The organism is Rhizobium sp. GN54 (genome assembly GCF_021026345.1).
GTDB lineage: Bacteria > Pseudomonadota > Alphaproteobacteria > Rhizobiales > Rhizobiaceae > Mycoplana.
The window spans coordinates 400031-416775 of the sequence record NZ_JAJNCZ010000004.1; the positions used below are offsets into that span (position 1 = coordinate 400031).

The window sequence follows — 16745 nt, forward strand, 5'->3', positions numbered from 1 at the left end:
AGGAACAGCCATGTCGAAAGTCCTTCCGGCCCTGATGCTGATTGCGATGGTGCTGCACATCATCCGCCCGCTCGGTCTTCCGGGCCTGCGGCAGCGGCGGGATTTCTGGAAGATCGCCGTCGGCGCGATCGCGATGATGATGGTGACGGTGCTGCTGCGGCCGTAGCAGCGTTCCCGGATGCGGCTATTGCGGCAAAGCGAGGTCGACGATCACGGGGAGGTGGTTCGAGCCGTAGTCCGGGCCGGCGCGCCATCCGCCGACCGAGATCCCCGGAGAGACCGCGACGTGGTCGATTTGCGATCCGGCATGGATGCCGAGGAGATCGGCGACCTTGAGACTGAAGCGGGTCATCGTCGGCAGGAGGTCGACAATTGCCGCCTGCAGCCCGCTGCTGCGAAGGAAGTCCGCGAAGAAGGGAGACCAGAGCGGCGTGTTCCAGTCGCCGGCGACGATGACGTCCGAGGATGGCAGGTCCCCGTGTGCGGCCTGTGCGGTCAGTGCCAGGTAGTTGTTGCGGTCGCGCCACTTCCATGGCCGTCGCGGCGTCTCGGGGTGGATCGCATAGAGCACCAGCGGACGGCCGCCATTGTCGAGGACCAGGCGGACGGGCCGCTTGTGGACCTTCTCGCCGCCGAAATGCGGCACCAGCGGCATTTCGGACAGGATCGGGAGTTTCGAGAACACCTTCATCCTGTCTCTCGACAGGATGTCGCCGCTACTCTGGTAGGGGAGCAGCCCGGACTGGACCAGCGCCTCCTGCCAATGCTCGCGGATCTCCTGCAGCACGACGACGTCCGGGTTTTCCCGGCGGAGGAAGGCGATGAACTCGGCGGGCGTGCGCTCGTTCTCCACGAACAGGTTGGCGGTGATGACCCTCAGGCCCGGCTGGCCCGTTGCCGGCGGGGCGGTGGGGAGTGCGAACGACGGCAGAAGCGCGATGCCGAGGCCGGTCGCCGAGACTGCGAAGAGGGCAGGGCGGCGGGCGAGGATCGCGGACAGGAACACGACGACCGCCGGCAGGACGAGCAAGGGCCAGGCGAAGGTGGCGAGATCGGCGAGCCAGAACGTCCGCGCGGTGACCACGACCAGCGTTGCCGAAAGCAGGATCGCGATTGCCGCGCTCCAGAGGAGCGGGCGTGCCATCGCGGCGATCGTTCGGCGGCTGACAGTGGGCATGCGCTGCCACCTTCCGGCTCTGGCGATGGGGATTGCGCGCCGGGGATGCCTCTTCGGCGGCACGGCGCTGCGGACGGCGCGATCACTAGCCTCTCGCCGGCGACCGAGCAACCTCTCCTTGCAGGTTTCGTAAACAAGGTGCCTCACGCGGGTGGCGGCGTGCATGGCGAGCCGGGGCGTGCCGTCCGGCTGTCGGTGGAATCAAAAAGGGCCGCATTGAGCGGCCCTCCATGAGGTTTGGCCCGTGACAGGCCGCGGCCGTTGGGCCGAGGAAGGTTGGGTCAGAACGAGGGCTGCCTCGCTGCTGCCACCGCATTTCCCATTGCCGTCACGAAGACCGAAATCTCATTAGACATTGGATCACCTTCCTTTCTGTACGTTGACGATAAGAGCAATGTAGGTGCTTGCAGCGGTCATGCAAGGGCTTTCTTCCGCTATTGCCGTCGTGGGCGGGCGAACCTCAGGCCGCGTTCTCCAGTTCCTTCCGCCATTCCCCCCGCGCGGCAAGGCTGCACATCCGCGCGCGGTGGCTGAAGGCGCGCTTGCCGGCGGCGACGTTTTCCGGCTTTCCGCGCCAGGCTTCCAGTGCCTCGGTCTGCAGGGCACGGCCGTAGGAGAAGGTCAGCGCCCAGGGCAGCGGCCCCATGGCGTTCATCGCCGAGAGATGCGCGGTCGCCTCCTCGGTCGTCTGGCCGCCGGAGAGGAAGGCGATGCCGGGGACGGCGGCTGGCACGGTGCGCCTGAGCACGCGCAGCGTCCGTTCGGCCACTTCCTGCACCGATGCCTTGCGCGCCTTCTTGCCGTCGATGACCATGGAGGGCTTGAGGATCATGCCCTCGAGCGAGACGCGCTGGTCGGCCAGTTCCTTGAAGGTGATGCGCAGCGTTTCTTCCGTCACCGCTTCGGAACGCCCGATCGTGTGGTTGCCCGGTTCGCCGTCCATCAGCACCTCGGGCTCGACGATCGGCACGATGCCGGCCTCCTGGCAGAGCGCGGCATAGCGGGCGAGCGCCTGGGCGTTGGCCTTGATTGCCCCGAAGCTCGGAAGCGTGTCGGACACCGCAAGTGCTGCGCGCCACTTGGCAAAGCGCGCGCCTGCCGCATGGTATTTGGCAAGGCGGTCGCGCAGACCGTCGAGGCCCTCCGTGACGGTCTCGCCGGGGAATAGCGCCATCGGCTTGGCGCCGGTATCGACCTTGATGCCCGGCACGGCGCCGGCCGCGGCGATGATCTCGGCAAGCGGCCTGCCGTCGGAGGCCGTCTGGAACAGCGTCTCCTCGTAGAGGATGACGCCGGATATGGAATCGCGCATCGCCTCGTCGGCGGTGACCAGCATCTGGCGATAGTCGCGGCGCGATGTCTCCGTCGATTCCAGGCCGATCGTATCGAAGCGCTTCTTGATGGTGCCCGTGGATTCGTCGGCGGCGAGCAATCCCTTGCCGGCCGTCATCATGCGGGCGGCGATGTCTTCCAGTCGTTCGCTCATGCGCTTCTCCTTGTCCTGGGTCTGTTTCCGTTTCCCGCTGCCGGTCTTCGACGATGATCTGCCGGCCGTTCTGGCGGCATCTTCGACCGCGGCATCCGGCGCGTCAACGAAAATGGCCCTCGCCAGCGACTGGAGAGGGCCATCGGTCAGTTCAGCGATGCCGGCCGAGCTATTTCTGCTGCAGGATCTCGACGCCCGGCAGCGGCTTTCCTTCCATCCATTCGAGGAAGGCACCGCCGGCGGTGGAGACGTAGGTGAAGTCGTCGGCGACACCGGCATGGTTGAGGGCTGCGACCGTGTCGCCGCCACCGGCAACCGAGACCAGCGCGCCTTCCTTCGTGCGCGCGGCCGCATGCTTTGCCGCAGCGACGGTCGCCTTGTCGAAGGGAGCGATCTCGAAGGCGCCGAGCGGGCCGTTCCAGACCAGCGTTTCGGCGCGCGTGATCCAGGCGTTGACCGCCTCGACCGATTTCGGGCCGACGTCCAGCACCATGGCATCGGCGGGGATGCTGTCGATCGCCACCACCTCGTTGTCGGCACCGGCCTTGAACTCGCGGGCGACGACGCCGTCCTCGGGAAGGATGATCGCGCAGCCGGCACCGGCGGCCTCGATCATGATCTGCTTGGCGGTGTCGGCGAGGTCGTGCTCGCAGAGAGACTTTCCGACATTCGTGCCGCGGGCGGCGAGGAAGGTGTTGGCCATGCCACCGCCGATGACCAGCGCATCGACCTTCTTCACCAGGTTCGTCAGGAGATCGATCTTGGTGGAAACCTTGGCGCCGCCGACGATCGCGACCACCGGACGCTTCGGATTGCCGAGACCCTTTTCGAGCGCTTCGAGCTCGGCCTGCATGGTGCGGCCGGCATAGGCGGGCAGCAGATGGGCGAGGCCCTCCGTCGAGGCGTGGGCGCGATGGGCGGCTGAGAAGGCGTCATTGACGTAGACGTCGCCGTTTGCGGCCAGCGCCCGGGCGAAGTCGGCGTCGTTCTTTTCCTCGCCCTTGTGGAAGCGGGTATTCTCCAGAAGCAGGATGTCGCCGTTCTTGAGCGCATCGACGGCGGCCTTCGCCTTGTCGCCGATGCAGTCCTCGGCGAAGGCGACGGGCTGGCCGAGTACGTCCTTGACGGCCGGCACGATCAGGCCGAGCGACTGGTCGGCGACCGGCTCACCCTTCGGGCGGCCGAAATGGGCGAGCAGGATGACCTTCGCGCCCTTCTTCGACAGTTCGAGGATGGTGGGCGCGACGCGCTCGATGCGGGTCGCATCCGTCACCTTGCCGTCCTTGACGGGGACGTTGAGGTCGACGCGGACAAGGACGCGCTTGCCGGCGATGTCTGTGAGGTCGTCCAGGGTCTTGAAGGTCATGGGCACCGCTCCTCGTATTCTGGGCCTGAAGCGCCGCGCGCTTGAACGAACGTATGTATCCGCGCTGGCGATTTGCATACTTTATTTATCCGCCTTCACGGCGGAAGGCAGGGGAATTCCGGGCACCCGGACGTCAACGCTCCCGTATCCGTCATGCCGGACTTGATCCGGCATCCAGCGCGCTCAAGTCCTTGAGCGCAACAAGCACTTTTTGCGCCGCCGACGCGGCGCTGCTGGCCCCCGGATCAAGTCCGGGGTGACGGCAGTGCTGGGAGAATCCCGGTCACGATAGCCTCGAACGTCGGCACCCGGACATTGCTGCCCGGGTGCCTTCGATTGCAATCAGATCAGCTTGGCAAAGGCGACGGCGGTGTCGGCCATGCGGTTGGAGAAGCCCCACTCGTTGTCGTACCAGGAGAGGATACGGACGAACTTGCCTTCCATGACCTTGGTCTGGTCGATCGCGAGGATCGACGAATGACTGTCGTGGTTGAAGTCGCGCGAGACCAGCGGCTCTTCCGTGTAGCCGAGGATGCCCTTCAGGGCGCCGTTGGAGGCGGCCTTGATGGCGTCGTTGACTTCCTGGACCGTGGTCTCGCGCTTGGCGACGAACTTGAAGTCGACGACCGAGACGTTCGGGGTCGGCACGCGGATCGAGGTGCCGTCGAGCTTGCCCTTGAGGTGCGGCAGCACGAGGCCGACGGCCTTGGCGGCACCCGTCGAGGTCGGGATCATCGAGAGCGCTGCCGCGCGGGCGCGGTAGAGGTCCTTGTGCATCGTGTCCAGCGTCGGCTGGTCGCCGGTGTAGGAGTGGATCGTGGTCATGAAGCCGTGGTCGATGCCGACCAGGTCGTCGAGAACCTTGACCACCGGAACCAGGCAGTTCGTCGTGCACGAGGCGTTGGAGATGACCAGGTGCTCCTTGGTCAGCTTGTCGTGGTTGACGCCGAAGACGACGGTCAGGTCGGCGCCGTCGGCCGGAGCCGAGACGATGACGCGCTTGGCGCCGGCCTGCAGGTGCAGGGCAGCCTTGTCGCGTGCCGTGAAGATGCCGGTGCATTCCAGGGCGATGTCGACGCCCAGTTCCTTGTGGGGAAGGGTGGCCGGATCCTTGATCGCGGTGACCTTGATCGGCTTGCCGCCGCCGACGGTGATGGTGTCGCCCTCGACCTTCACCTCGGCCGGGAACTTGCCGTGGATCGAATCGTAGCGCAGCAGGTGGGCATTGGTCTCGACCGGACCCAGGTCGTTGATCGCCACGACTTCGATATCGGTGCGGCCGGATTCGACGATCGCGCGCAGGACGTTGCGGCCGATGCGGCCAAATCCGTTGATGGCAACTTTCACGGTCATTTCGGGTCTCTCCCTGTCAACATGGTATGTGGAAGGGCGCGCGGCGGGGCCGCACGCCGGAACGGATCAGCCGAGGTTCTTTTCAGCGGCGGCGACGACGGCCTCCGGCGTGATGCCGAAGTGCTTGTAGAGGTCCTTGTAGGGGCCCGATGCGCCAAAGGACGACATGCCGATGAAGGTGCCGTCCGAGCCGATGATGTGATCCCAGCCCTGGCGGATGCCGGCCTCGACGGCGATCTTGACCGGCGAGTTGCCGATGATCGCCTTCTGGTAGGCTTCCGGCTGTTCGTAGAACAGCTCGACGCAGGGAACGGAGACGACGCGGGTGGAAATGCCCTTGGCCGTCAGGGCCTCGCAGGCCTTGACCGCGATCTCGACTTCGGAGCCGGTGGCGAAGATCGTCACCTTGGCGTCGGATGCGGAGATCAGGTCGTAGGCGCCCTTGGCGCAGAGGTTCTGTTCCTCGAACTCCGTGCGAACCGGCATCAGGTTCTGGCGGGTCAGCGCCAGGCCGGAGGGGCGATGCTTGTTCTGAAGCGCCAGCTGCCAGCACTCGGCCGTCTCGGTGGCGTCGGCGGGGCGGAACATCAGGAGGTTCGGGATGGCGCGCAGCGCCGCCATCTGCTCGACCGGCTGGTGCGTCGGGCCGTCCTCGCCGAGACCGATGGAATCATGGGTCAGGACGTGGATGACGCGGATGCCCATGAGGGCCGCGAGACGGATCGACGGACGGCAATAGTCCGAGAAGATCAGGAAGCCGCCGGAGTAGGGGATGAGGCCGCCGTGCAGCGCCATGCCGTTCATCGCCGCCGCCATGCCGTGCTCGCGCACGCCGTAGTGGAGGTAGCGGCCGGAGAAGTCGTCAGGCGTGATCGACTTGGTCTGGCTGGTCTTGGTGTTGTTGGAGCCGGTCAGGTCGGCAGAGCCGCCGATCGTTTCCTGCAGCACGCCGTTGATGACCTCCAGCGCGTCTTCGGAGGCCTTGCGGGTCGCCGGGTTCGGCTTGGTCTCGGCCAGCTTCTTCTTGTAGGCGGAGATCGCCGAATCGAGGCCGCTTTCGAGGTCGCCGGCGAAGCGGCGGACGAACTGCGCCTTCTTCTCCGGATCGGCCTTCTCCAGGCGTTCCTGCCATTCCCTGTGCGCCTTGGTGGAGCGCAGGCCGGCGAGGCGCCAGGCGTCGAGCACGTCGGAGGGAACGGAGAAGGCTTCGCCGTCCCAGTTCAGCGCCTTGCGAGTGGCGGCGATTTCGTCCGCACCGAGCGGGGAGCCGTGGACCTTGTGGGTGCCGGCCTTGTTCGGCGCGCCGAAGCCGATGATCGTCTTGCAGGCGATCATGGTCGGCTTGTCGGACTTCTGCGCCTGTTCGATCGCGGCGGCGATCGCGTCCGGGTCATGGCCGTCGACGGCGATCGTGTTCCACTGGCTGGCGCGGAAGCGGGCGTGCTGGTCAGTCGAGTCGGCGATCGAGATCGGGCCGTCGATCGAGATGTTGTTGTCGTCCCAGAAGACGATCAGCTTGTTGAGCTTCAGGTGGCCGGCAAGTGCGATGGCTTCCTGGCTGATGCCTTCCATCAGGCAGCCGTCGCCGGCGAGCACGTAGGTGTAGTGCTCCATCAGGTCGGAGCCGAACTCGTCGCGCAGCTTGCGCTCGGCGATCGCCATGCCGACGGCATTGGCGATGCCCTGGCCGAGCGGGCCGGTGGTCGTCTCGATCCCGGCGGCGTGGCCGTATTCCGGGTGGCCGGCGGTCTTCGCGCCGAGCTGGCGGAAGTTCTTGATCTCGTCGATCGTGATGTCCTCATAACCGGTCAGGTAGAGGAGAGAGTAGAGCAGCATCGAGCCATGGCCGGCCGACAGCACGAAGCGGTCGCGGTTCGGCCAGGACGGAGCCTTCGGGTCGAAGGTCATGAAGCGGGTGAAAAGGACCGTTGCGATGTCCGCGGCACCCATCGGAAGACCGGGATGGCCGGAATTTGCTTTCTCCACGGCATCCATGGAAAGAAAGCGAATAGCATTCGCCATCCGGTCGTGTTTTTCGCGAGAGATCATGACTGTTCCAAATAATCGGGGTGTCAGGGCCGATGCCTGTCGGGGTCACCGGTTAGGAAGCGGCTGACACATAGCAGGTGCAGTGCGCAAGTCAACGAATTGGACGGGTTTTGCCGCGATTTGCGGCGATTTGCCGTCATAAACGGCATCGCATTTTCGCCGCCGGAAACCGACGTCTTCGCAGTGCAAAAACATCATCCACAGCGGATGCGGCCGCAGTCCGGACGGGCGGTTGACGCTGGAGTTCGATGTTGAATACTGTCAAGATCTTGAAGCAAACAGCTCACACGGCGATTCGTCCGTGACTGATATGCCGGTGAAGGCGTCATGGCGGCAGGAGAAACAATCAGGGCGGCGGTCGAGGAGTTGAGCAAGGCTTTGACGAGCCTCGACAATGCGCTCGACATGCGTTTCGACCGTGAGCGCGAGCACGGCGAGATCGACGGCGAGGTGCGCCGCGTCAACGTGGACCGCTCGCGGCTGGCCCAGGAACTCGACCAGGCTGAATTCCGGGCGAACCGGCTCGAGGAGGTCAACCGCGAGGTCTCCCGCCGGCTGGTCACGGCCATGGAAACGATCAGGGCGGTCCTCGACCGCTGACGATGCGCGCCGATATCACTTGAGACAGGGCGGGAGTTTTCGATGGCGCAAGTAACGGTTCTGATCGATGGCAAGGCCTACCGTATGGCCTGCGAGGAAGGGCAGGAACAGCACCTGACCGACCTCGCCGCCGGCTTCGACCGCTATGTCGGCCACCTCAAGGGCCAGTTCGGCGAGATCGGTGATCTGCGCCTGACGGTGATGGCCGGCATCATGATCATGGACGAGCTGAGCGAGATGACCCGCCGGCTGGCGGCGCTCGAGACCGAGGCGGAGGATCTGCGCAAGGGACGCGACAGCGCGGTCGCCGAGGTCTCGCGCGAAGAAGAGGCGATCGCGACCGCGATCGGCGAACTGACGAGCCAGATCCAGGGCATGACGGCGAAGCTTTCCGGCAGACCGGCTGCGAACTGAGGCGAGATAGCCACTGGCGGACCGGCCGCTTTCATCCTATATCTACGAAGCGATCTGTGCTTCCCGACAGGCAACAACATTCCCCGGGGCCATACACGATCTCAAGGGAGCTGTCCCTGGCCGGACCCGTGGGTCCGGACACACGGCGCCCACCTACTTTGTAGGCACCCGGGATCGTCAAACGCCATCGGTCGCCACGGATCGCGCTTCTTCCATTCTCCAACGCAGGCAAGCAGCGACAATGCTGTTGCGGGCCGCGTATCCTTCCCATCAATTCCCGAAGTTCGGCCTGCTTTCGCTACGGCCTGACGGCCGGCGTCAGCCGCGGCCGGCGAGGATGGCGCGGCTGAGCATGCCGGCGAGGGGCGCGGGGAGCCTGGCCTTGGCCAGATCGGCGACCATCCGCCGTTCCTCGGCGGGGACCGCGCCCAGGAGAGCGAGACCGAGGGCGTAGGCGATCGCGCCGGTGAGGATGCCGATGGCCATGCCCGCGAGATTCGGCATCCACCAGATGCATCCGCCCGCTGCCGCAGCGCAGAGGGCCGCGGCCAGCAGCACCTTCGCCAGCGCCAGGAGATCGCAGGCGATGCCGAGGCGGCGGTGGCAGTACCAGAGGCAGAAGATGCAGCTTGCCGTCAGCGTCAGGCCCTTGACGACGGCGGCGGCCATCGTGCCGAAGAGGGGGACGGTCGCAAAGAGCAGGCCGATGCAGGCAAGGCCTTCCAAGAGTGAGAGCCGCAGCACCGTACCGCTTTTTTCGCGCGCCAGCATCAGGCGATAGGGCACAGTGATGAGGGCGGAGAAGACGGTGAAGCCGAGCAGGACGACGGACAGCGCCACCGAGGAGCGGAAGTCCTCGCCGAACAGAAGCGGGATCAACACCGGCGATATGGCGGCGCCGCCGAGGCTGACCGGCGCGATCACCAGCAACAGGCCGAGCAGGCTGCGCCGGTAGGATTTCGTCAGCGCGGCATGGTCGCCGCGGTCGCTGTGGTGGGAGAACAGCGGCACCAGCGGCGCCACCAGGAAATAGGAGAGCTGCACGACCATGCCGGCCATGGTCGAGGCGATCGCATAATGCCCGACGGCGACCAGGTTGAAGAACAGGCCGATGACGGCGAGTTCCACCCGCGAGCCCAGCAGCGCCGTCAGGCCGCCGGAGAGCCAGGCGTTGCGGGCATAGGCCTTCATCGGCGGCGTCACCGGTTCGATGCCCCTTGCGGCCGGCTTCAGGTATTTCGGCAGCGAGAGCGCCTGCGGAAGATGGCGGAAGACATGGCCGAAGATCGCGCCCGCCGGTCCCAGCAGGACGGCGCCGAGGGCGACGAGAAAGGGCTGTACCAGGCAGCCGATCGCCGTGTTGAGGCTGCTTTCGCGGAACCGGCCGAGCCCCTGCGCCGCGCCGAGCGACATCGTCGAATAGGCATAGGAGAGGAACAGGGCCGCCGTCGCGATCCAGATCAGGGTGGCGGTCGCCTTGCCCGCATAGTCCAGCCAGAGTGCGTAGCCGACGATGGCGGCTGCGAGCGTGCCCGTCGTCAGCACGAAGCGCCGGGTCAGCAGGAGGACCAGGCCCGGGCGGGCACCGTCTCCGCCGTCCGCCTGCCCGACGAAGCGCAGCACCGCCTGCGGCATGCCGAAATCGGAGAGTAGCGTCGCCACCGTCATGATCCAGAGCGCATAGGCGACGATGCCCGCGCCCTCCACGCCGAGGGTCCGCGCCACGATGACGCTGCTGCCGAAGCCGGCCACGAGCGAGAGCAGGCCGGCGGCGGCGTTGAGCAGGGATGAGCCGAGCATGGATTGCATCGTGGCGACCGTCTTCGTTCTGCCGCCCGCCGGGCGGGAGGCCGAAAAACTATCCCTGACCCCTAGAACAGCCGGCTTAAGATTCGGTATCCGGCGATAGAAAAGCCGGACTTCCGGGCTTTTCGCTAACCCCGGCTTAACAAAACTGGTTTAGGGCAGAACCAGCGAATCTTCCATCCTGAGGTGTAGTCCATGCCGGATATCTCGCTTTCCGCGCGCCATGAAAGCCGGCTGAAGCAGAAGCTGCAGCACCTCTTCTGGCGCCTCATCGCGGTCCTTCCCGACCGGCCATACCTGCGCTGGAAGTATTATTCCATGGCAGGGCGCTTCCCCGACCTCGACCGGCCGCGGCTGTTCAGCGAGAAGGTGCAGGCGCGCAAGCTCTACGACCGGCGGCCGATCTATGCGCAGATGGTCGACAAGCACGGGGCCAAGGCGCTGATCGCGCAGCGCGCCGGCGAGCAGTACGTCATTCCGACCTATTGGGTCGGGCGCAACCTCAAGGCGGTCGACTGGGCGGAAATCCCGTTGCCGGCGGTGGTCAAGCCGACGCATGCCTCCGGCTGCGGCGCGTTCCTGCGCGAGCGGCGCGACATCGACGAACTGCTGGCTGCCGATCCGGGGCCGGAATGGCTGAAGCTCAAGCATCACCGCATCAACCGCGAATGGGCCTATGGCGAATTCGAGCCGCTGATCATCGTTGAAGAGATGCTGGTGGACAATGGCGACGCGCCCGACGACTACCGGTTCTTCGTCTTTTCGGGCCGTGTCTCCCATATCGAGATGCGGCTTCGGCGCGACGGCGTCGGCTATGAGCGCAACTTCACGCCGGACTGGCAGCCGATGAAGCACGAGAGCTTCTACTACGAACCCTATCCGGGCGATTTGCCGCGGCCGGACGATCTGGACGAGATGCTGGAGGTCGTGCGCAAGATCGCCGGCGACAGCGATTTCATGCGCGTCGATCTCTACCGCTGCGGCGGGCGCATCTATGTCGGCGAACTGACGCTCTATCCGGGCGGCGGTTTCACGGGCTGCGTGCCGGACCAGTTCGACGAGATGCTCGGGGCGATGTGGAAGCAGGAGCTGGTGCAGGCGCTGCGCTGAGGACAGACAGGCCGGCGGCGACAGGCCCGCCGGCGGCGACGGACCGGAACGAGATGCGATTCCTATTTCTATCGACGCACGCCTTCCTGCCGACCACGCGCAAGGCGAGCGTGCATTTCGTGACCGAGGCGCTTGCCGCCCGCGGCCACGAGGTCGATACGATCAGCGTCGGCTTCAGCGCCCTGACCGCGCTCAAGCGGCCGGAACTCCATGCGCAGCTTTCGGCAGAGCAGAGAAACCGCTTCGTGCAGACCGCACCGCGCCGCCGCTCCGCCTGCTACCTGCCCCCGCTGCATCCGTTCAGTTCGAAAAATGGCGTCCTCAACGGGATCAACGCGCTGTTCTTCCCGCTCTATGGCAACCTGCCGCCCGCCTTCATGAAGGCGGCGATCCGGGCTGCGGACGTGGTGGCGGTCGAATCCGGGACGGCGATCACCTTCTTCGATGCGGTCCGCCGCATCAATCCCGCCGCCCGCACGCTCTATTTCAAGCGCGACCGGCTCGATACCGTCGGCGCCGCCACGCACCTGCAGCAACTGGAGCGCCGCATCGCGCCGCTGTTCGACCGGGTGATCGTGCCGTCGGCGGCCATGGCGGAAGGGCTGCCGCAGGAGAGCCGCATCGTCGCCGTCCCGCAGGGCATCGACAAGGTCGCGTTCGACGCCTGCACGACGTCGCCCTATGCGGCCGGATCGCGCAACGGCGTCTCCGTCGGCAACATGCTGTTCGACGCGGATGCGGTGCGGGCGATGGCGACGGCGAAGCCGGACGTCTTCCTGCATCTGTTCGGCGCAGGAATTTCGGGCCCGTTTCCGCCGAATGTGCGTCTCTACGGCGAGCGGGCGTTCGCGGACATCGTGCCCTATATCAGGTTCGCAGATTTCGGCATCGCACCCTACCGGCTGACCGAGCGCGAGCGCTACCTCGCCGAATCCAGCCTCAAGCTCCAGCAATACGCCTATTGCCTGCTGCCGGTGCTCGTGCCGGAGATCCTGGGCGCCGGACGCGGCAATCTCGTCGGCTATGCGCCGGCAGGCGAGCCGGACTGGGCCGGCAAGGTCGAGAAGGCTGTTGCGCTGCCGCACGATCGGGCATGGCGCGAGGGCATCCTGTCCTGGGACGAGGTCGCCGCCCGGATCGAGGACGAACTGGCGGACATGCGCGGCAATACCCGCGTGGCAGGGGACGCGGCCGAATAGGCCGCGCCTTTCTCGCCTGCGCGGCGATGGAAGGATCCCGCCTCGCTCAGTTGTGAAGCTTCGCCCCCTTGGCGATCTTGTCGACGATCCTCTTGTCGGCGCGGACGGCTATGCCCACCACCTTTGCGGTCGACGGGTCGAAATTGGCGAACACCGCCCGGTTCGCCGCGTCGTGCCCGGTGGCGAACATCTCCTCGATATAGAGCGAGGTGGTGATCTCGCGTTCAAGCGAGCGCACATGGATCTTCCGCAGCGTCTCCTGATCCGCCGACATGACCACCATCGGCTGAATGGAGAGCGCGTTGTAGACATTGCCGGCGGAGTCGCGGTACGCTTCGCCGATAATCTCGGGAAACTGGGCGGCAAGGCCGCAGCTCAGGAAGGCGGTGACGTTCAGTTTCTGCCAGGCGGCGAGATCGTCGCGCAGCACAATCGTGATCTTGGTATCGAACATGCAGAAGGCATCCAGCAGCTGTTTGACAGATGGCTCGCTTGTAGCCTCGAACGACACTGCGGGTCTTGAAGGTTCGTGCAGGTTCGACGGCATCGTGCACGCGCCCGCCACGCGGGGCATCGAGCGCATCGAGGCCCGGTTCAGGGGCAACGGGTTTTCCCTGCACCGCCACGATACCTACGCACTCGGGGTGACGCTTTCGGGCGTGCAGACGTTTCGCTACCGGGGCGAGGCGCGCTTCAGCCTGCCGGGCAATGTCATCGTCCTGCATCCCGACGAACTGCACGACGGCGGCGCGGGGACGGAGACCGGCCTGCGATACCGGATGCTCTACCTCCCGCCCGAGCGTGTGATCGAGGCGGCCGGCGGCCGGCGGCGCCTGCCCTTCGTCGGAACCCCCATTCTCCGGGACGACGAGCTTCGGCAAGGTCTGCTGGAGGGGCTGGGCGATCTGCAGGGCGAGCCGTCCGAGCTGGTGTGGGACGATCTCCTTGCCCGGTTCGCGGAGCGGCTATGGAAGCATGCGGATGCGGACGGCGCGACCCTGCGGTTCGTCGCTCACGGCGCGGTGGCGAGGTGTCGGGAATTTCTGCATGACAACAGCGACCGGTCCGTCACATCGGACGAGCTTGAAAAGATAACCGGTCTGGACAGGTATTCGCTCACCCGCCATTTCCGGGCCCTGCTCGGAACGAGCCCGCATCGGTATCTCGTCATGCGGCGTCTCGAAAAGGGCCGCTGCCTGATGGTGGCGGGGTCAAGCCTCGCCGATGCCGCCATAGCGAGCGGCTTCGCCGATCAGAGCCACTTCACTCGCCATTTCAAGAGCGCGTTCGGAATTACGCCGGGAAAGTGGCTCGCCCTGACGAGAGCCGGCGGCTCGCCCGCGAGGGCCGGCGCGACCTGACGATATCCACGGAAACGAGAACCGCCCGCAACGCGGTTGTTGCGGGCGGTTCGGCATTGTCACGTTCAACGAAGGCGCTTGGCGATCAGGCGGCGGCCTTCATTTCCTTGTCGATCATCGCGCGCAGGGCGCCGAGGTCCTTGGCAAAGGCGCGGATGCCTTCGGAGAGCTTCTCGGTCGCCATCGCGTCCTCGTTCAGCATCCAGCGGAAGGTCTTCTCGTCGACCTTGATCGGGGCGGCGCGGTTGACCGTCTCGGGCGAAAGCTTGCGCTCCAGCGTGCCTTCGGCCTTGTCGAGCTCTTCCAGCAGTTGCGGGCTGATCGTCAGGCGGTCGCAGCCGGCCAGGGCCTCGATCTCGCCAATATTGCGGAACGAGGCGCCCATGACGATCGTCTTGATGCCGTTGGACTTGTAGTAATCATAGATCGCGCGGACCGAAAGGACGCCCGGATCGTCCTCGGCGGTGAACGTCTTGCCGGAGGCCTTGACGTGCCAGTCGAGGATGCGGCCGACGAAGGGCGAGATCAGGAAGGCGCCGGCATCGGCGCAGGCGATCGCCTGGGCCTTGTTGAAAAGCAGAGTCAGGTTGCAGTCGATGCCGTTCTTCTGCAGCACTTCGGCGGCGCGGATGCCTTCCCAGGTCGAGGCCAGCTTGATGAGGATGCGCTCGCGGCCGATGCCGCGCGCCTCATAGGCCTTGATGATGGCACGGCCCTTTTCGATCGAGGCTTCGGTGTCGAAGGAAAGGTCGGCGTCGACCTCGGTCGAGACGCGGCCGGGGACGAGGCCGGCAAGGGCTGCGCCGACGGAGATCGCCAGGCGATCGGCGACCGCGGCGATCACGCCCTCGCGGCTTCCACCCTGCGACTGGCCCCAGCGCAGCGCCTCGGCGACGGTGTCGGCGAACATCGGCGTGCCCAGCGCCTTCAGGACGATCGTCGGATTGGTGGTGCAGTCGACGGGCTTCAGCCGGGCCACGGCTTCGATGTCGCCGGTATCCGCCACAACAGTCGTCATCGCACGCAGTTGTTCAAGCTTGGAGGTCATGTTCGAGATCCCGTTCCGTGGTGTCAAGCAAGGCGCCGTCCGTCCGCAGCAAGCGCAGGCTGCGCAATTTTTGAAGTGCCGGCACAGCGTCGCGGGCTTCCTGGAACCGCTTCGCCGTGACCGCACACTAGCACTCCGCCGGCACTTTGTCGCGCCGAGGGTGCGTGGCGAATATCGGTGGCGCATGGGTCCAATGTCAAGCACTTTTGCACAATCAGATAAACATATGTCGCATCATCTCCGTTTCGTGCTAGGAAGGACGGACAGCATGGCCGCGGCTCCGGCCGCAGAAACGGGGACGGGAATTTGGCGAAACTCAGGCGCGGAACGCACACGGCCTATTCCGAGAGCGCCTCGTTGCGCCTGCGGGCCGCCTGGCTCTACTACAACCAGCGCATGACGCAGAAGGACGTCGCCGAGAAGCTCGGCATCGGCCGCACCACGGTGATCCGCCTGCTGGACGAGGCGCTGAAGCGGGGCGAGGTGCAGATCTGGATCGACGAGGGGGTCGGCGACTGCGTGGAACTGGCGACCCGGCTGGAGCGGGCCTACGGGCTCGACGAGGCGATCGTGGTGCCCGCGGCGGAGACGGCGGAGGGGACGGCCAAGGGGGTCGGGCTCGCGCTCGGCCAGTTCCTGACTGAAGTCATACCCGACGACTGTACGGTGGGCGTCGGCTGGGGTCGGACGCTGACCGCATCGCTCGCCAGTTTTCGCCCCGCGCGGCGGGAACGGGTGAAGGTGGTCTCGCTGCTCGGCGGGGTGGTCGAGGCGCATCACATCAACCCGATCGAATACAGCTGGCGGATCGCCAGCCAGCTCGGCGCGGAATGCTATCTCTTCCTTGCGCCGCTGATCGTGGACAGCGGCGAGACCAAGCGCCGCCTGATCGAGAAATGCGGCCTGAAGCCGCTGTTCGAGCTGGCGGAAAACATGGACATCGCCGTCGTCAGCTGCGGTGACATCGGGCCGGATTCCACCTCGCTTTCACGCGGCTTCCTGCCGCCGGAGGTGTTGAAGGAACTGGTGGCTGCGGGCTGCGTCTGCGACACCATGTGCAATTTCCTCGACGCCGAGGGGCGGACGATCGACCATCCGATCCGCGACCGGGTGATGTCGATCGATCTCGACACGGTGAAGAAGGCGAACCATATCGTGCTTGTTTCCGGTGGCGCGCATCGGGCGCCCGCCATTCGCGCGACGATCCGGCGCGTCGGCTGCAACACGCTGATCACCGACGAGGGGGCTGCGGCTTCCCTGTTGCGACTGGCCGAGGCGCAGGCGGCCTGACCGCCGTCAGATGAGGTTCAGCAGGGCCGCGCGCGAGACCGCGCCGGTGATGTTGCGCGCCTCGAGCTTCTCCATGGCGCTGGAAAGCGCTTCGGCGACGCGGGGCAGGGGCAGGTCCGTTTCCAGCACGATCTGGCCCGGCGTCCTGCCTTCGGCGGCAAGCGCAAGGCAACGCACCTCGATGGCGGAGAGGTCGGGTGCGGCACCGCTGTGCCGGTGACGGAACTGGGAATCGGCTGATGACATGGCGGGCTTGATAGAGAGCCGGCAGCCCCGAGCCCAGCCGAACTCTCTGAAATGCTTTATTAAACCTTATGCACATGCCGCGCGGTTGCAGCCGTCGCCGACCGTGTGCTCCGGGATTGCGGGGCTTCGGGCGCCTTCCGCTGCCTTTGGGGATGGTGTCGCATATCGATACAGTCGCAGGCGCCGCCGTTCCTGAGGTCGTTGCGTCGGGCCGATCGCCCGGGCAAACGCCATTTCCCG

At 65.9% G+C, this 16745-nt stretch carries 16 protein-coding genes and 1 other RNA gene; 8 read left to right on the forward strand and 9 right to left on the reverse strand.

Annotated elements, in window-relative coordinates:
• The first annotated feature begins 10 nt into the window (after positions 1–10).
• Positions 11–166 (forward strand): hypothetical protein, encoded by a 156-nt coding sequence (locus tag LQK81_RS13880; RefSeq protein ID WP_230806944.1) that lies wholly within the window; start codon positions 11–13, stop codon positions 164–166.
• Between the two features lie 18 nt (positions 167–184).
• Here the strand turns inward: LQK81_RS13880 and LQK81_RS13885 are convergent, their stop codons facing one another.
• From LQK81_RS13885 to tkt, 5 genes are all read right to left on the reverse strand, one after another.
• Complete coding sequence (locus LQK81_RS13885; protein ID WP_230806945.1) at positions 185–1177, reverse strand: endonuclease/exonuclease/phosphatase family protein; 993 nt, start codon at positions 1175–1177, stop codon at positions 185–187.
• A gap of 460 nt (positions 1178–1637) precedes the next feature.
• Positions 1638–2663, reverse strand: coding sequence for a class I fructose-bisphosphate aldolase (locus tag LQK81_RS13890; RefSeq protein WP_230806946.1), 1026 nt, complete (start codon positions 2661–2663; stop codon positions 1638–1640).
• Between the two features lie 169 nt (positions 2664–2832).
• Positions 2833–4029, reverse strand: a complete 1197-nt coding sequence (locus tag LQK81_RS13895) for a phosphoglycerate kinase (RefSeq protein ID WP_230806947.1) — start codon at positions 4027–4029, stop codon at positions 2833–2835.
• Positions 4030–4371: 342 nt separating this feature from the next.
• Complete coding sequence (gap, locus tag LQK81_RS13900) at positions 4372–5382, reverse strand: type I glyceraldehyde-3-phosphate dehydrogenase (protein WP_230806948.1); 1011 nt, start codon at positions 5380–5382, stop codon at positions 4372–4374.
• Positions 5383–5448: 66 nt separating this feature from the next.
• Complete coding sequence (gene tkt / locus LQK81_RS13905; RefSeq protein WP_230806949.1) at positions 5449–7431, reverse strand: transketolase; 1983 nt, start codon at positions 7429–7431, stop codon at positions 5449–5451.
• A gap of 327 nt (positions 7432–7758) precedes the next feature.
• On the opposite strand from tkt, the gene LQK81_RS13910 reads away from it, so the two are divergent.
• From LQK81_RS13910 to ssrS, 3 genes are all read left to right on the forward strand, one after another.
• Positions 7759–8031 (forward strand): DUF4164 domain-containing protein, encoded by a 273-nt coding sequence (locus LQK81_RS13910; protein WP_230806950.1) that lies wholly within the window; start codon positions 7759–7761, stop codon positions 8029–8031.
• Between the two features lie 42 nt (positions 8032–8073).
• Positions 8074–8445: a cell division protein ZapA gene (locus LQK81_RS13915; protein WP_230806951.1), complete on the forward strand. Its 372-nt coding sequence runs from the start codon at positions 8074–8076 to the stop codon at positions 8443–8445.
• 48 nt (positions 8446–8493) lie between these two features.
• Positions 8494–8652, forward strand: a non-coding RNA gene (ssrS, locus tag LQK81_RS13920) — 6S RNA.
• 111 nt (positions 8653–8763) lie between these two features.
• Here ssrS and LQK81_RS13925 read toward each other — a convergent pair.
• Complete coding sequence (locus tag LQK81_RS13925) at positions 8764–10254, reverse strand: lipopolysaccharide biosynthesis protein (protein WP_442967130.1); 1491 nt, start codon at positions 10252–10254, stop codon at positions 8764–8766.
• Positions 10255–10446: 192 nt separating this feature from the next.
• Between LQK81_RS13925 and LQK81_RS13930 the strand changes: the two genes are divergently transcribed.
• Positions 10447–11361 carry an ATP-grasp fold amidoligase family protein gene (locus tag LQK81_RS13930; protein ID WP_230806953.1) on the forward strand — a complete coding sequence of 305 codons (915 nt, stop codon included), beginning with the start codon at positions 10447–10449 and terminating at the stop codon, positions 11359–11361.
• A 53-nt stretch (positions 11362–11414) separates the two neighbouring features.
• Positions 11415–12560: a GumK N-terminal domain-containing glycosyltransferase gene (locus LQK81_RS13935; protein WP_230806954.1), complete on the forward strand. Its 1146-nt coding sequence runs from the start codon at positions 11415–11417 to the stop codon at positions 12558–12560.
• 46 nt (positions 12561–12606) lie between these two features.
• Here the strand turns inward: LQK81_RS13935 and LQK81_RS13940 are convergent, their stop codons facing one another.
• Positions 12607–13014, reverse strand: a complete 408-nt coding sequence (locus LQK81_RS13940; protein ID WP_230806955.1) for a DUF2000 family protein — start codon at positions 13012–13014, stop codon at positions 12607–12609.
• A gap of 94 nt (positions 13015–13108) precedes the next feature.
• Here LQK81_RS13940 and LQK81_RS13945 point away from each other — a divergent pair, with 94 nt between their 5' ends.
• On the forward strand, positions 13109–13921 hold the full coding sequence (locus LQK81_RS13945) for an AraC family transcriptional regulator (RefSeq protein WP_230807142.1): 813 nt from the start codon (positions 13109–13111) through the stop codon (positions 13919–13921).
• A gap of 85 nt (positions 13922–14006) precedes the next feature.
• Here the strand turns inward: LQK81_RS13945 and tal are convergent, their stop codons facing one another.
• A complete protein-coding gene (gene tal / locus LQK81_RS13950) occupies positions 14007–14969 on the reverse strand; it encodes a transaldolase (protein WP_230806956.1) in 963 nt (320 codons plus the stop codon).
• Between the two features lie 306 nt (positions 14970–15275).
• On the opposite strand from tal, the gene LQK81_RS13955 reads away from it, so the two are divergent.
• Entirely contained in the window at positions 15276–16259 is a 984-nt protein-coding gene (locus LQK81_RS13955) for a sugar-binding transcriptional regulator (RefSeq protein WP_230806957.1), read from the forward strand.
• Between the two features lie 6 nt (positions 16260–16265).
• Here the strand turns inward: LQK81_RS13955 and LQK81_RS13960 are convergent, their stop codons facing one another.
• Complete coding sequence (locus tag LQK81_RS13960) at positions 16266–16505, reverse strand: transcriptional regulator (protein WP_230806958.1); 240 nt, start codon at positions 16503–16505, stop codon at positions 16266–16268.
• Positions 16506–16745 lie beyond the last annotated feature (240 nt).

What these genes read in the sequence shown, in the direction of transcription:
- LQK81_RS13885 (WP_230806945.1), bottom strand. Translation starts at nt 1,177, where the DNA reads ATGCCCACTGTCAGCCGCCGAACGATCGCCGCGATGGCACGCCCGCTC.
- tkt (WP_230806949.1), bottom strand. Translation starts at nt 7,431, where the DNA reads ATGATCTCTCGCGAAAAACACGACCGGATGGCGAATGCTATTCGCTTT.
- LQK81_RS13895 (WP_230806947.1), bottom strand. Translation starts at nt 4,029, where the DNA reads ATGACCTTCAAGACCCTGGACGACCTCACAGACATCGCCGGCAAGCGC.
- LQK81_RS13925 (WP_442967130.1), bottom strand. Translation starts at nt 10,254, where the DNA reads ATGCAATCCATGCTCGGCTCATCCCTGCTCAACGCCGCCGCCGGCCTG.
- LQK81_RS13940 (WP_230806955.1), bottom strand. Translation starts at nt 13,014, where the DNA reads ATGTTCGATACCAAGATCACGATTGTGCTGCGCGACGATCTCGCCGCC.
- gap (WP_230806948.1), bottom strand. Translation starts at nt 5,382, where the DNA reads ATGACCGTGAAAGTTGCCATCAACGGATTTGGCCGCATCGGCCGCAAC.
- LQK81_RS13935 (WP_230806954.1), top strand. Translation starts at nt 11,415, where the DNA reads ATGCGATTCCTATTTCTATCGACGCACGCCTTCCTGCCGACCACGCGC.
- LQK81_RS13890 (WP_230806946.1), bottom strand. Translation starts at nt 2,663, where the DNA reads ATGAGCGAACGACTGGAAGACATCGCCGCCCGCATGATGACGGCCGGC.
- LQK81_RS13880 (WP_230806944.1), top strand. Translation starts at nt 11, where the DNA reads ATGTCGAAAGTCCTTCCGGCCCTGATGCTGATTGCGATGGTGCTGCAC.
- LQK81_RS13960 (WP_230806958.1), bottom strand. Translation starts at nt 16,505, where the DNA reads ATGTCATCAGCCGATTCCCAGTTCCGTCACCGGCACAGCGGTGCCGCA.
- LQK81_RS13910 (WP_230806950.1), top strand. Translation starts at nt 7,759, where the DNA reads ATGGCGGCAGGAGAAACAATCAGGGCGGCGGTCGAGGAGTTGAGCAAG.
- tal (WP_230806956.1), bottom strand. Translation starts at nt 14,969, where the DNA reads ATGACCTCCAAGCTTGAACAACTGCGTGCGATGACGACTGTTGTGGCG.
- LQK81_RS13915 (WP_230806951.1), top strand. Translation starts at nt 8,074, where the DNA reads ATGGCGCAAGTAACGGTTCTGATCGATGGCAAGGCCTACCGTATGGCC.
- LQK81_RS13930 (WP_230806953.1), top strand. Translation starts at nt 10,447, where the DNA reads ATGCCGGATATCTCGCTTTCCGCGCGCCATGAAAGCCGGCTGAAGCAG.